This is a genomic window from Rhodococcus sp. AB351 (assembly GCF_049538275.1).
Lineage (GTDB): Bacteria > Actinomycetota > Actinomycetes > Mycobacteriales > Mycobacteriaceae > Rhodococcus.
This window is the reverse complement of sequence record NZ_JBMVFW010000001.1, coordinates 466,806-480,715: the sequence shown is the minus strand read 5'-3', so window position 1 is coordinate 480,715 and position 13,910 is coordinate 466,806. Positions and strand designations below refer to the sequence as shown.

Here is a 13,910-nt window from a genome sequence, read left to right as displayed (position 1 = left end):
ACATGTCAGTCGGACGAAGGCAGCGGCTTCGCCGTGACGAGTTCCATGGGGGCACCGTGACAGGTGAACTGCCCCTCGCCCTTCTTCACGCAGATGATCTGGGTGTCGCAGGTGGTGCACGTGTAACGCTTGCCGACCTGGTTCATGTGGACTCCTGAAGTGATGGTGGGGTGGTGTGCCGGTCGGCCGTCATCCGCCGAAGGTGATCTCGAGGGGGACGCCGCAGCAGGTCAGGGCCGATCCCCCAGCTCGGGTGATGATGGCTTCCGATCCACAGGTGTTGCAGCGCAGCCGGTTTCCGGTTGCAGCTTCGGTGCCTTCGGTGACGTCGGAACTCATGTCCGCTCCTTCGAGGTGTGGCGAGCCCGGAACGTGAGCGATTGCCGCTCTTCGGGCTGAACGTTACATAGTTCACTATAATGATGTTCATAGATTAAGACAAGGGTTTTCCGCGTATCTATTTCTGGACCACGACCGCCTTCCCACGTACACGTCCCTCTGCCAGCGCAGACAGCGCAGCCGGAACCTCGGCCAGCTCGTAACTCTCCCCCACGCTCGGGCGCAACCCTCGCCGCACATGCTCCCGAAGGGAATCGTTCAGTCGGTGCAGTTCATCCGGACGTCCGCCGACCCACGCGCCGAATGCCACGCCCGCCACTGAGATGTTGCGCAGCAGCAGACGGTTCACCTTCACCGTCGGGATGCTCCCCGCTGCGAACCCGATCACCAGAAACCGGCCGCCGGGGGAGAGCACCCGAAGCGCCTCGTCGAACACCGGGCCGCCTACAGGGTCGACGACGACATCCACACCGACCCCGCCAGCACACTCGGCCACCCGATGTGTCCATCCCTCGCCGAGCGCCACCACGTGATCGGCGCCCAGAGTGTGCAGGTGCTGCTCCATGCCGGCGCGACGGACGACGGCGATCACGCGCGCACCCCCACTGCGAGCGATCTGGATGGCAGCGGCCCCGATTCCTCCGCCGGCACCGAGCACCACGACCGTCTCCCCCGCCCGCAGGACCGCGCGGGTGGACAGCGCGAACTCCGCCGTCAGGTAGTTCATGACCATGGCCGCCCCCTCGGCGAACGACAGCTCGGGCGGCAGCGGCAATACCCGTGACGGATCGATCGCCACCCGTTCCGCGAAGCCGCCCAGAGTGGTCACGGCCATCACCCGGTCCCCCACCGCACACGCCGCTCCACTCGGAGCCGCCAGGACGGTCCCGGCGACCTCCGCACCGGAGACGAACGGCAGTTCCGGGCGCAGCTGGTACTCACCTCGCGTCATCAGCAGGTCCGGGAACGACACCCCCGTCGCGGCCACATCGATCAGAACCTTCCCCGAATGGTCGGGCTCGGGAACCTCACGCAACTCCATACCCTCGGGCCCGTTCGTTTCGGACACCACGACAGCCTTCATCGACTCTCCTCTCGAATACGACAGCGGTCCCGAACCTGCAGAGAGGTTCGGGACCACCGGGGGAAGTGCTCACATTGCGCTGCGGCCACCGTCGACGGCGAAGATGCCACCCGTCGTCCAGTTCGATTCGTCACTGGCCAGATAGACCGCCATATTGGCGATGTCCTCAGGATTTCCAAGGCGTTTCAGCGGAAACCGCTGCGCCACTTCGCGGTTCTTCGCCTCGTGATCCTCGGGCGCGCCCTCGCGTTCGGTGCGGGACTGGTACACGAACGGGCCGGGGATCGTACCCGGGCAGATAGCGTTGACGCGGATGTTGTCCGGCCCGTACGCCACGGCCATCTGCTTGGTCATCGCCGTCACCCCACCCTTCGCGGCGGTGTACGGGAAGATGCCGTCGATACCGATCAGCGCCGCCATGCTGGCCTGGTTGATGATCGAACCGCCGCCCCGCTCGATCATGTGCGGCAGCACCGCGCGGGCGCACAACCACACGCTCTTCAGATTGACCGCGATGACGCGATCCCAGTGCTCTTCGGTAATCTCGGCGGCCGACCCGTTACCCGTGATACCGGCATTCGAGAACATCACGTCGACGTGCCCGAATTCCTCGATCGCCCGCGCCACCATCGCATCGCACTCGGACGCAGACGTGACGTCGACGCCGAGCGCGAGCGCCTGCCCTCCCTTCGCGGTGATCTCGTCGACGGAGTCGTGCGCAGCGATGCGATCCAGGTCGGCCACCAGCACCCGAGCACCTTCCTCCGCGAACCGGAGGGCACTGGCACGGCCGAGACCCGAACCGCCTCCCGTCACGATGGCCGTCTTCCCCGCGAGGCGTCCTGCTCCCGACATTTCCACTCCTGTTCTGTGCACCGGGCGCCGGGCGGCGCCGCGTCGAAACGTTCTTCTCATCCGAGGTTCAGGTAGCGCTCGACACCGGCATCGCGGTCCGGCACACCCCGGTTTCCATCTGGTCGATCGTGGCCTCGTCGTAGCCGAGTTCGGTGAGGATCTCCCGTGTGTGCTGTCCGAGGCTCGCGCTCGGTCCGCGAAACCGCACCGGGGTGTCCGACATCCGCACCGTGACGGCGACCTCGCGGCACCAGCCGTATTCCGGATGATGGTGCTCGACGACCCGGCCCGATTCCGCCGCCCACTCTTCCCAGAGGATCTCGGGCATGAGCGGATGCTCGGACGGAATCTCAACCGGCACACCCGCGTCGTCGAGTCTCCGGAACGCCTCCTGCGCGGACATCCGTGCGAAACGTTCCTCGAGCACGCCGGCGAGTTCGCCGGCGTGCGCGGTGCGGGCGGCCTCGGTCGCGAACCGCGGATCGACGGTGAGTTCGGGTGCATCGAGTGTGCAGGCGAGCGCGTCGAACTTCCGCTGCCCCTGCACGGCGATGATCACCCACCCGTCGCCGGCCGTCCGGTAGAAGCGGTACAGCGGCGACACACCCATCTGATCGGCGTCGAGCGTGTGTCCCCGGACGGGAGTGCCGTCGGCCGCCACGCCGAACTCACTGCGGACGAACAGACTCGAATGCAGCTGGGGGCTCTCGACGTACTGGCCTTCGCCAGTCGCCTCGCGGTGGGCCAAAGCGAGGAGAACGGCTGTCGCACCGAGGAATCCGTTGTAGAGGTCCTCATTGCCGAGAACTCGGCGGATCGGTTCGTTTCCTTCACCGGCACCGATGAACGGCAAACCGACCAGGGCCGATTGCAACGGCGCAAAGCTCTTGAGCGTCGACTTCGGCCCGGTCGAGCCGAAACCGGGCAGATACGCGTAGATCAGGTCGGGATTGATCTGCTTCAGCTGCTCGTAACCGAGGCCGATCTTCTCGGCCTTGCCCGGCCGGTAGTTGACCATGACGACGTCGGCCTCGGCGACCAGCCGACGCGCGACCTCCTGGCCTTCCGGGGTTCTCAGGTCGATGGAGATGTTGCGCTTGCCGCGCTGCGACGCTTCGTAGAGGTCTCCGAGCGGCCTCATCTGGTCGCCGACGAGGGGTTCGACCTTGATGACGTCGGCACCCTGATCGCACAGCAGACGCGCGCCGAATCCGGTCGCGAAGAAGGAGCTGAAATCGACGATGCGGATTCCGTTCAGCGCAGACCCGAGGACAGCTCCGGTTCCGGCTCCCGTCCAGCGGTCGTCCCGGCGGACCGAGGCCGCGGCCTCCCGGTGCTCACCGGGCTTCGGGGCGCGTGTCGGTGTGGCCGGCGGCGTCTTCTCGAAGCGGATGACGGGGCCGATCGCACGCACCGTTCCGTAGTCCTCGTCCTCGAGGTCGACGACCAGATCGGCGTGAGTGACCTGGGGATCGTCGAGGGTCTGCTCGGGCCGTAGAACGGGCAGGGCTGCGATGTCGGCCGCGTGCAGGAGATCGAGCCATTCCGCGCGGGGTTTCGTCGCGAACACCTCCGGCGCGCGGACCCGCGCGATCTCGTATTCCTCGTCGCTGAGCGGAACCGACATCTCCGGCCCGTCGATCGACGGGGTGATGTCGCCGAAGCCGAGGAGGTCCATGAGCCTCTTGTACGCGCCGGGGCCGCCGGTGTGGGGGACGATCCATTCGCCGTCGGCACAGCGGAACGGATCGGTGATCAGCCGGGTGCGACCGAAGCCCGCGTGTGGTCCGCTGCGCGCGAGATAGGAGATGTCCTTCTCGTTCCACCACCAGCTCATCGAGGAGATCGTCAGCATTCCGTCCAGCAGCGAGGTATCCACGTGCTGGCCCCGGCCGGTGCGCATGCGCGCCCGCAGTGCCGAGAGAATTCCGATGGTGGCCAGGAAGGCCGTGCCGTACGAGACGGTGGGGTGGCCCATGAAGATCGGACCGTCGCGGTGGCCGCGCTGTTCGGCGGTCTGGCCGAGGCGAGCGTTGAGAAGTGCCTCGTATCCGGGACGTTCGGCCAGCGGCCCGACATCGCCGTATCCGGTGACGGACGTGTAGATCAGTTCCGGGTAGCGGGCACCGACGATATCGAAGCCGATACCCATCGCGTCGGCGCGACCGGCACCGAAGGATTCGACGAACACGTCGGCGTTCCCGAGCAGAGCGAAAAGCGACTCGCGACCTTCATCGGTCGTGAGATCCAGTTCGACGCTCCACTTTCCGCGGTCGAGGAGCTTTCGAAGATCGGATTTGTCGCTCGAACCGGGACGCTCGACCTTGATGACGGTGGCTCCGTAATCGGACAGGAGCATCGTTGCGACGGCCGACGGCATCCCCCAACTCGCGTCGACGACCACCAAATCTTGGAGGGGACCACCCATGCCGGTCTTCCTTTCATGGAACGAATCGATCTCGATACACAGGCTTTGGAAAAAGACGCTGTAATTCGCTGTGATGCAATGCATTTCAAGATAGTTCCCGAATGGAACGATAGCCAGCCTTGCTAACGACTTTCCTCCGAGAACGCGCAAGGGCCCGCTGCATCGCATCACTTCCGACGCAGCGGGCCCGGGCGCCTGTCCGAACTCCTACCCTCCGCTGGCCCTGTCCGGCAGGAACGTCGAGATCTCCGGGAAGAAGATCAGGATCAGCACCACCACGATCGCCATCGGCAGGAACCATGCCGCAGCGACGAACACATCCTTGAGCGGAATGTTCTTACCCAGGTTCACCTGTGGGTCCTTGACGATCGAATGGACGATCATCGCGAGAATACCGACCGGGGGCGACAGAATCGCGAGTTCCCCCATGAACACCACGAAGGCACCGAACCACAGTAGCGAGATGTCCAGGCTTTCGAGCGTCGGAATCAGGATGGGGACGGTGAGCACCATCATCGGGAGCGGATCCATGAACGCCCCGAGCAACAGGTAGACCACCATCATCAGGAGCAGGAACTCGATACGTCCGAGATCCATCGACGTGATGAGATCCGCGAACCCGTTGCTGATTCCGGTCAGCGTCATCATCCGAGAGAGCGCTTCGACGCCGACGAGCAGCAGGAAGACAGCACCGACCGTCGATACAGTGCCGATGGAGCCGTCCAGAAGGGCGCGCCCGGCACCGCCGGTCTTACGCTTCCAGATCAACACGATGCCGACCGAACACAGCGCCGCGACCGCGCCCGCTTCCGTTGCGGTGAAGACACCCGAGAACATGCCGCCGATGATGACCAGCACCAGAACAGGAATCGGCCACACCGCTGCGAGACTCTTCAACCGCATACCCCACGAGACATCGGCGGCTGCGACGCGGCTTTCCTTAGGCCCTGCAAAGTCTTTGGCGAACACGGCGATCAGGATGATCGCGATCGAGAACATGATCGAGACCAGGATGCCCGGTCCGATGCCCGCGAGAAGGGCCTTGCCGACGGGAACCTCGGCGATGCCTGCGTACAGGACCAGGAGGATGCTCGGCGGAATCAGCTGCCCCGGCAGACCCGCGACCAGAACCGCACCGACGGCGAGGCGCCGATCGTAGCCTGCTTTGAGCATTTCGGGGATCCCGATACGCCCGAGCGCGTAGGTGGTACCGGTGGTCGATCCGCTGACCGCCGCAAGCCCGGAACCGGCAATGTTGGTACCGACGGCCAATCCCCCCGGAAGCCAGCCCAGCCACTGACGCGCAGCGGTGTAGAGCGTGTCGGTCATTCCGGAACGCCACAACAGCAGACCCATGAGCACGAACATCGGCACGACGCTGAGCGTCCAGCTCGCCACCTCGTCGTAAGGGAGCGTTGTCAGCGCACTGGTGACCGTCCGCTCACCGCGCATGGCGTACAGCCCCGCGAACGACGGGACGAGCATCGACAGCGCCACCGGCACCCGGAGGAAGAGCAGGGTCACCATCATGACGAGGGCCGCGCATCCGATCGCGACAGGCTTCAGCGGCATGAAGACCGCAGCCGTAGAACCCACGAGCATCAGCATCAAGACACCGAAGAGCGTCCAGGACCGAGTCGAGAACTTGTTGCTGGACCCCACCAGTGGTGGTTGAGGCGCGGAGTCGCGCGAGTCGACGGTCGTTGTGGTGGTCATCGGTTCTCCGAACTCGGCGCGGGTGAGGTAGTGGGGGGCAGACCCAACTCGTCGGCGACTTCCTCTTGAATACGGGCAACCTCGGCGTCGGCTTCCTTGACGGAGTCGACAGCGTCTTCTGCGCCGCGCAGTACTCGAATTCCGGCGAGAGCGAATTGAACTGTCAGAACACCGAAAGCGATCGGGACGAGGAAGTACACGGGCCACGCCACCACCGTGGAAACACCTGCAGTCTTGCCGATGTCACGCGCGTGAAGGGCTTCCTGCAGCCCGAACCATGCGAAGCCGAGGAACACCACGACACCGATCGCGTAACCGCCGGCGAGCACAGCGCGTCTGACGTTCTTGGGGAAGTACTGCGCCACAAGGTCAGCCACGATGTGCTCGCCCCTGCTCTGTGCGGCCATGAAGCCGAGCAGAGCGATGATCGGGACATAGATGTACTGGGTGATCTCGAGCGTGTTGGGGATAGGCGAGGAGGCGAACGCACGCGTGAGCGCGTTGGCGGTCACGTGGATCATCATGACGAACAGCACGACGATGGCAGGTATCTCGATGAGCAGCTGCAACGGGCTGGGCCGTTTCGAAGCGCTCGGGGATGCGCTCATGTCAACTCCGCTGGTGTGAGGGGAAGGTAGGCACGTGGGGGACGCCGATGTCAGGTGGTGAGCAGCTGGGCAAGCGCAGTGAGTACCGCACCGAGCCGGTCCGGGTCGACGTCCTCGATCCGGACCCCGGAATCGAGATTGCGATGCACCACTGCTCACCCCTCCGTCGTGATCTGCGTCACTTGGTTGAGTCATATCATTCGCCTGAATTGTCCCGGAGTCAAGAGTTCCTGCGAATGATTGACGTCTTCTCGACTTGACGTGCCGAGACCGGCGTCACACAATCACAATAGATGATCACCATTATCTGCAATAGATGTCAATCCCGAACGAGGTCCGATGACACCCCCCGACACTCCGCCGAAGCCCCTACCCCTCGCCGACGACACGACCGCCGCGTACTGGCAGGCCGCACGTAATAACCGTCTCGCGGTGCAATACTGCACTCCCTGCAGCCGTTACCTGCACCTTCCGGTGGAATCCTGCCCTACCTGCGGCACCGCCGAATTGACCTTCGAGGCGGTGTCGGGCCGCGGAACGCTGTACTCCTACACCGTCATGCACGACGCCCCTGCCCCTGGATTCGCCGACCGTCTCCCCTACGTCGTCGCCGTCGTCGAACTCGACGAACAGAGCGGCCTGCTCGTCACGACCAACCTCGTGGACACCGATCCGGTGGACGTGCACATCGGAATGTCCCTGGAGGCGACCTTCGAAGAGCTCGCTCCGGGCGACGTCGTACCCCAGTTCCGACCGAGGAAGGCGTAACCATGTGGGAATACCGTGACAAGGTCGCCATCGCCGGCGTCGGCTACACCGAACTCATCCGGCGCAACCCGCGCACCCTCCTGTCCTTGACCGTCGAAGCCACCGACGCCGCGCTCACCGACGCCGGACTCACCCGCGACGACGTCGACGGCCTCGCGACCACCCCCACCATGCCGGTCTACGGTGGAGAGAAGGGCACCCGCGACGGAATCGACGTCGTCACTCCCGGCCACCTGGCGGGCGCCCTGAAGATCCGTGACAACATCACGTGGCTCGGCAACACCATGCCCATGGTCACCCACGCGGCCATCGACGCGATCAACGCGCTCGTCGCCGGGGCATGCACCCACGTCGTGCTCTACCGCGCACTGCACATGCCGCAAGGCCGTTATTCGAACTTCGGCTCCGCGCGCGCGGCCGGAAAGGACCAGTTCTTCGCACCCTACGGATTCTCGATGCCGGCCGGCTGGGCCGCCACCGTCGCACAACGCTACCTCGACCTCGCCGGCGCAACACGAGAATCTTTGGCGCGCTTCGTCGTCGACAACCGCGAACGGGCGCACGCGAACCCGAACGCATACTTCCGCGGTAAGACACTGACCGTCGACGACTATCTGTCGTCGCGCATGATCGCCGACCCCATCACCATGCTGGACTGCGATCTACCGGTGGACGGCGCCGTGGCCGTCGTACTCACCCGCGCCGACCGGGCGCGCGACCTCCGCAACCCGCCCGCGCTGATCTCCGGGTACGCCACCAGCAACCACGTCGGCGCCACGGGCGTCCCGATGACGTTGGAGGACATCCTCGCCGGCGCCGAAACCACCGGCGACCGGCTGTGGAACGCCGCCGGGGTAGGCCGCGACGACATTGACATCGCGCAGCTCTACGACGGCTTCTCGATCTTCACCTACACCTGGCTCGAAGGCCTCGGCTTCTGCGGTCACGGCGAGGCCGCCGGTTTCATCGACGACGGCAACGCACGCCCTAGTGGCAAGCTCCCCCTCAACACCGGTGGTGGCTGTCTCGCCGAAGGCCGACTTCACGGCATGACCCAGCTGACCGAAGCGGCCTACCAGGTGACCGGTCGTGCCGGAGAGCGACAGATTCCGGACGCGAAGCGGTCCGTCGTCACCGTCTCCAACGGCCTGGCGGGGTCGACAGCCTTCGTGATCTCCGCCGACGGCTGAACGACCACGGGTGGGGCCGGAACACGTGGTTCCGGCCCCACCCGTGGAACGCACGTCAGTCTTCGAGACCCGCCAGCTGAGCAGCGAACTTGCGGCGCGCGAGGTCCTCCAGTCCTGGAAGGTGGTAGCTCGGGAACAGACCGTCGTGGGGTTCGGCGTCGCGCAACAGCTGACGGGCCAGACCCACCTTGTGAATTTCCGTTGCGCCGTCGGCCAGCCCCATGTGGTAGCTCTCGAACAGCCACTTGCCGAGGGGCAGCTCCTTGGACACACCGAGGGAGCCGTGCAGCTGCACCGCGCGGGAGGTGACGTCCAGCAACACCTTCGGCATCGCGGCCTTGACCGCGGCGATGTCCTTGATGACCTTGCGATAGTCCTTGTACCGATCGATACGCCACGCGGTCCGCAACACGAGCAGGCGGAACTGCTCGATCTGCAGCCACGAATCCGCGATCATCTCCTGGACCATCTGCTGGTCGCCGAGACGCTTGCCCCGCGTGGTGCGGGAGACCGCACGCTCGAGCATCATGTCCAGCGACGCCTGCACCAGGCCGACGGTGCGCATCGCGTGGTGGATACGGCCACCGCCCAGACGCGTCTGCGCCACCTCGAACCCCTGACCGACCTCTCCGAGGATGTGGTCCTTGGGGATTCGCACGTCCGTCCACCGGGTGTAGGCGTGGGTGCCGACCTCGTAGTCGTGACCCCACACGCCCGTGTTGCGGACGATCTCGAGGCCCGGTGTATCGGCCGGAACGATGAACTGCGACAGGCGACGATGAGGTGCGGCGTCCGGGTCGGTCACGGCCATGATGATGTAGAACGACGCGAACCGCGCGTTGCTGCCGAACCACTTCTCTCCGTTTATGACCCATTGGTCACCATCGAGAACTGCGCGGGTTTCGAACTCCACCGGGTTCGAGCCGCCCTGCGGTTCGGTCATCGCGTAGCACGAGACGATCTCGTTCTCGATGAGCGGCTTCAGGTAGCGTTCCTTGAGCTCGGGGGTGCCGTAGTGCGCAAGGATCTCGGTGTTGCCCGAATCCGGTGCCTGGGCACCGAAGACGATCGGTCCGGAGTGCGTGCGACCGACGATTTCGTTGAGCAGCGCCAGCTTCAACTGCCCGAATCCCTGACCACCGAGCTCGGGTCCGAGGTGGGTCGCCCACAGGCCCTTCTCGCGGACCTTGTCCTGCAATGGTGGAATCAGCTTCTGCCGCACGGGGTCCTGTAGATCCCAGGCATGGGTGATGACCTTGTCGACGGGTTCGACCTCGTCGGTCACGAACTCCTCGGCCCAGTCGAGCACCTTCTGATACTCGGGGTCGGTTTCGAATCCCCAGCTCATGTGGGTTCCTTTCTCGAAAATTGTTCGACGCGAGCGGTCAGCGCATCGCGGTGCGGCCGCCGTCGACCGGAATGATCGCGCCGGTGGTGAAGGTCGAACCGGGTCCCGCCAGGTAGAGCGCGGCACCGACGATCTCGTCAGGGTTGCCTGCTCGTTCGAGCGGAAGAGCTTTGAAACGTTCCGTGACGACGTCCATGTCCCAGGACTTGCTGATGTCGGTGAGGAACGGGCCTGCCATGATCGCGTTGACCCGCACCGCCGGGCCGTACTCCTGCGCGAAACCCTTGGTGATGACGTTCAAGCCGGCCTTCGCGGCGGCGTAGGGCAGGTCGCCTGGGGTAGGCCGCTCCGAGGCGATGGAACTGATGTTGACGATCGAACCGCCCCCGGCCTCGGCCATGCGCGGTGCCACGAGCGTCGTCAAACGGAACGCACCCTTGAGGTTGACGTCGAAGACCTTGTCGAACAACGCTTCCGTGACCGACTCGAGCGAGTCGTACAGCGGCGACATGCCTGCGTTGTTGATCAGGATGTCGATCCGACCGAATTCGGCGTAGACCCATTCGACGAGTGTCTCCTGGGCATCCCAGTCGCCGACGTGGCAGGCCACCGGCAGCGCCCTGCGCCCCGTGGTCTCGCGGACCTCGGCGGCGAGCTTCTCGCAACTGTCGATCTTGCGGCTGACGATGACGGTGTCGGCCCCCGCCGCGGCGAATGCGAGCACCATCTCGCGACCCAGCCCCCGGCTCCCGCCGGTGACGAGGGCGACCTTGCCTTCCAACGGAAGTGTGCGATCGGTCATCGTGTCCTCTCCTTCTCGGGCAGTCCGTTCCCGCCCGCTTCACGTGTGGCACCGGGATCGGTGGTGGCGACGAGCGGTACGACGGCCTTCCCGGTCGCCCGGCCGTCGAGCATCCCGAGGAAGGCGTCCCATGCGCCGTCGATCCCGCCCGGGAACTCGGTGTGTACGGGCCGGATCGCTCCGGATCGCAGCCATCCGGACATCTGTTCCTCGAAGGCGTCGCGCGCGTCGAGGTGGTCCCGGAGAAGGAAGCCTTCCATCCGGGCGCGTCTCCAGACGAGCTTGATGAGGTTGCGCGGTCCCGGTTGTGGTGTGGCCGAGTTGTAGATGCTGATCATGCCGCACAGCACGATGCGCGCATGATCGTCGATCACACGGATCGTGGCCTCGAGGTGTTCGCCGCCCACGTTGTCGTAGTAGACGTTCAACGCCGACGCGCCGACCTCTTCCATCGCCGTCCGCAGCAGGTCCTTCACCGGGCCGTCGTGGTAGTCGAAGGCGGCATCGGCACCGAGTGCGCGTACCGCGTCCGCCTTCTCGGGGCTGCCCACACTGGCGATCACGGTGGCACCGCGCAGTTTCGCGATCTGCACGACGACGGATCCGACGGCTCCGGCGGCCGAGGAGACGAACACGACGTCCCCGGTCTCGATCCGGGCGATGCGTTCGCATCCGATCCAGGCGGTCATCCCGGGTATCCCCATCGGACCGAGATGGTCGGCGGGACCGAGACCGTCGTCCCGGAGGATGCGGCACTGCTCGGCCGGCACCACGGCGTGGCTGCGCCATCCGTGTTCGTGCAGCACGAGGGCCCCCTCCGGCATCGCGGGATCGGTGGATTCGACGACCCGACCGACCGTGGGAGCGAGCATCGGTTCGTCGAGCGGGTACGGCTCGGCATAGGTGGCCTCACCACCGATCCTGCCGCGCATGTACGGCTCGACGGACATGATGAGGTTCTCCACCAGCACGGATCCGCGCGTGATCGGAGGCAGCGTGGCTTCGACCAGTTCGACGTCCTCCGCGCTCGGCCGACCTTTCGGACGAGAGCGAAGGACCCACTGGCGGGTGAGTTCGGACGACACGCGGGTCTCGATTCAGACCGGGCCGGCTGCGGTGATCTGCGTGATCAGATCCCGGCGAACCAGCTTTCCGGTGGGCGTCTTGGGCAGTTCGTCGACGAAGACCACGTCGTCGGGGGTACGCGAACCCCGCAGACGCTCACGGCACCAGGCCCGCACCTGCTCGGGTTGCGCGTGATCGTCGCCGACGGGAACGATCACGGCGCAGATCCGTTCTCCCCATTCGTCGTCCGGTACACCGACGACGGCGACCTCGCGCACGTCGTCGTGCCGGACGAGCACGTCCTCGATCTCGGCGGGTGCGATGTTCTCACCGCCGCGGATGATGGTGTCGTCGGCACGTCCTCCGATGTAGAGGAAACCGTCCTCGATGCGGGCGCGGTCACGGGTGGGGAACCAGCCGGCCTCGTCGAGCACCGACCCCTTCCCCATGTACTCGCCACTGACCTGCGCCCCCCGCACCCACAGCAGTCCGGTCTCGCCGTCGGCGAGGACGGTGATGTCGTCTTCCGCGCGGATCTGGGCCTCCATGCCGGGCACGATGCGTCCCACCGACGACAGCCGGTCCCTGATGGACTCGTCGGACAGCGCCTCGCGATGATCGTCGGGTCCGAGAACGGCGATGGTGGAACTGGTCTCGGTCAAGCCGTAGGCGTTGACGAACCCGGTCTCGGGGAAGGCGGCGAGTGCGCGCTCGAGCACGGGTTGCGAGATCCGTGCCCCACCGTAGGCGAGGGAAGCGAGGGTCGGGGTACGGGCGGGTTCACCGCCCAGGTGGTCGACGACGCGAGCGAGCATCGTGGGCACGACCATCGCGCTCGTGATGCCCTCGGTGCGCACGAGATCGAGCCAGCCCTGGGGCGTGAAGTCCGGCAGGTACACCATCCGGCGTCCCGCGTAGATGTTGCTCAGGACGGCACCCATGCCCGCGATGTGATACGGCGGGGTGCTGACCAGAGTCGCCTGTTCCTCACCGGCGGAACCGAATTCGACGGTGTTGAACAGATATGAGGTGAGGTGGTGGTGCCGGAGCAGCACTCCCTTGGGCGCGGAGGTCGTCCCCGAGGTGAACAACACCACCGCAGTTCCGTCGTCGGAGGACGGTTCGGGGCTGCCGGCGCCGGCGGCGCGGGCGGCTTCGAGGAACTCGTCGCCGGTGAGCACGACGTCGGCCGCTCCGCGCAGTGCGTCCCGGTAAGCGGGGTCGGCGACGATCAGCGGCCGATCGAGCTGTGCGACGAGGTCGTTCAACTGGCCTGCGGTGAGCCGGTAGTTCAGAGGCGCGATAGGGATGCCCGCCTTCGCCGCTGCGAACGTGAGCACAGGCAGGACGGGGCTGTTGACACCGACGAAGACCAGGTGGGCGGCGCCGTGTTTGCGAACGAACTCGGCACCTCCGGAGGTCAGTTCGTCGAGCTGCCGATAGGTCAGCCCCGATTCGAGGGGACCCACCGCCACTCGGTCCGGTACGACCGAGGTCGCCATGTCGAGAACCATTTCGATACCCATTGCACCACCTGGATGAGAGCGACCGGCTTGTCCACGACGCTGCTCTACCGGCGCGTGAACGGCCGCGCTTCGGAAGTTCGAGAGCTTCCCGCCGGTGCGCTGTCGAGCCGGCCGGGCGTCGTGAGGTGAACTCTAACAATCATGAGCCCTAATGTGAAGCTAATCATGACAATGGTTGGTA

At 65.5% G+C, this 13,910-nt stretch carries 14 protein-coding genes; 3 read left to right on the top strand and 11 right to left on the bottom strand.

The features are described 5' to 3' along the window. Positions 1 to 5: 5 nt before the first annotated feature. The 6 genes from ACPCXD_RS02415 to ACPCXD_RS02390 all read right to left on the bottom strand — a co-directional run bounded on the left by ACPCXD_RS02415 (position 6) and on the right by ACPCXD_RS02390 (position 6,191). Positions 6 to 146: a hypothetical protein gene (locus tag ACPCXD_RS02415; protein WP_016933969.1), complete on the bottom strand. Its 141-nt coding sequence runs from the start codon at positions 144 to 146 to the stop codon at positions 6 to 8. 43 nt (positions 147 to 189) lie between these two features. Then, positions 190 to 339 (bottom strand): hypothetical protein, encoded by a 150-nt coding sequence (locus ACPCXD_RS02410; protein ID WP_016933968.1) that lies wholly within the window; start codon positions 337 to 339, stop codon positions 190 to 192. 118 nt (positions 340 to 457) lie between these two features. After that, complete coding sequence (locus ACPCXD_RS02405; protein WP_277370355.1) at positions 458 to 1,423, bottom strand: NADPH:quinone oxidoreductase family protein; 966 nt, start codon at positions 1,421 to 1,423, stop codon at positions 458 to 460. 69 nt (positions 1,424 to 1,492) lie between these two features. After that, positions 1,493 to 2,278, bottom strand: coding sequence for an SDR family NAD(P)-dependent oxidoreductase (locus ACPCXD_RS02400; RefSeq protein ID WP_016933966.1), 786 nt, complete (start codon positions 2,276 to 2,278; stop codon positions 1,493 to 1,495). Positions 2,279 to 2,345: 67 nt separating this feature from the next. Then, on the bottom strand, positions 2,346 to 4,706 hold the full coding sequence (locus ACPCXD_RS02395; protein ID WP_423658206.1) for a CaiB/BaiF CoA transferase family protein: 2,361 nt from the start codon (positions 4,704 to 4,706) through the stop codon (positions 2,346 to 2,348). A 207-nt stretch (positions 4,707 to 4,913) separates the two neighbouring features. After that, positions 4,914 to 6,191, bottom strand: coding sequence for a TRAP transporter large permease (locus tag ACPCXD_RS02390; protein ID WP_277371857.1), 1,278 nt, complete (start codon positions 6,189 to 6,191; stop codon positions 4,914 to 4,916). Between ACPCXD_RS02390 and ACPCXD_RS02385 the strand changes: the two genes are divergently transcribed. Continuing rightward, positions 6,136 to 6,381, top strand: a complete 246-nt coding sequence (locus tag ACPCXD_RS02385) for a hypothetical protein (RefSeq protein ID WP_277371881.1) — start codon at positions 6,136 to 6,138, stop codon at positions 6,379 to 6,381. The two genes, ACPCXD_RS02390 and ACPCXD_RS02385, sit on opposite strands and share 56 nt — an antisense overlap. A 37-nt stretch (positions 6,382 to 6,418) precedes the next feature. Here ACPCXD_RS02385 and ACPCXD_RS02380 read toward each other — a convergent pair whose 3' ends face one another. Continuing rightward, positions 6,419 to 7,030: a TRAP transporter small permease gene (locus tag ACPCXD_RS02380; RefSeq protein WP_106201194.1), complete on the bottom strand. Its 612-nt coding sequence runs from the start codon at positions 7,028 to 7,030 to the stop codon at positions 6,419 to 6,421. Positions 7,031 to 7,369: 339 nt separating this feature from the next. Between ACPCXD_RS02380 and ACPCXD_RS02375 the strand changes: the two genes are divergently transcribed. Both ACPCXD_RS02375 and ACPCXD_RS02370 read left to right on the top strand, forming a co-directional pair. Beyond that, positions 7,370 to 7,798 carry a Zn-ribbon domain-containing OB-fold protein gene (locus ACPCXD_RS02375; protein ID WP_016933045.1) on the top strand — a complete coding sequence of 143 codons (429 nt, stop codon included), beginning with the start codon at positions 7,370 to 7,372 and terminating at the stop codon, positions 7,796 to 7,798. Between the two features lie 2 nt (positions 7,799 to 7,800). Beyond that, positions 7,801 to 8,988, top strand: coding sequence for a thiolase C-terminal domain-containing protein (locus tag ACPCXD_RS02370; RefSeq protein WP_277370359.1), 1,188 nt, complete (start codon positions 7,801 to 7,803; stop codon positions 8,986 to 8,988). Positions 8,989 to 9,043: 55 nt separating this feature from the next. Here the strand turns inward: ACPCXD_RS02370 and ACPCXD_RS02365 are convergent, their stop codons facing one another. Genes ACPCXD_RS02365 through ACPCXD_RS02350 form a run of 4 tightly spaced genes read right to left on the bottom strand, consistent with a single transcriptional unit; the run spans position 9,044 to position 13,729 of the window. Beyond that, complete coding sequence (locus ACPCXD_RS02365; protein WP_423658203.1) at positions 9,044 to 10,336, bottom strand: acyl-CoA dehydrogenase family protein; 1,293 nt, start codon at positions 10,334 to 10,336, stop codon at positions 9,044 to 9,046. 37 nt (positions 10,337 to 10,373) lie between these two features. Then, positions 10,374 to 11,138, bottom strand: coding sequence for an SDR family NAD(P)-dependent oxidoreductase (locus tag ACPCXD_RS02360; RefSeq protein WP_423658201.1), 765 nt, complete (start codon positions 11,136 to 11,138; stop codon positions 10,374 to 10,376). Next, positions 11,135 to 12,223, bottom strand: coding sequence for an NADP-dependent oxidoreductase (locus tag ACPCXD_RS02355; RefSeq protein WP_423658199.1), 1,089 nt, complete (start codon positions 12,221 to 12,223; stop codon positions 11,135 to 11,137). The genes ACPCXD_RS02360 and ACPCXD_RS02355 overlap by 4 nt, the downstream gene beginning before the upstream one ends. Positions 12,224 to 12,235: 12 nt before the next feature. Next, complete coding sequence (locus ACPCXD_RS02350) at positions 12,236 to 13,729, bottom strand: class I adenylate-forming enzyme family protein (RefSeq protein WP_106201188.1); 1,494 nt, start codon at positions 13,727 to 13,729, stop codon at positions 12,236 to 12,238. Positions 13,730 to 13,910: the final 181 nt, after the last annotated feature.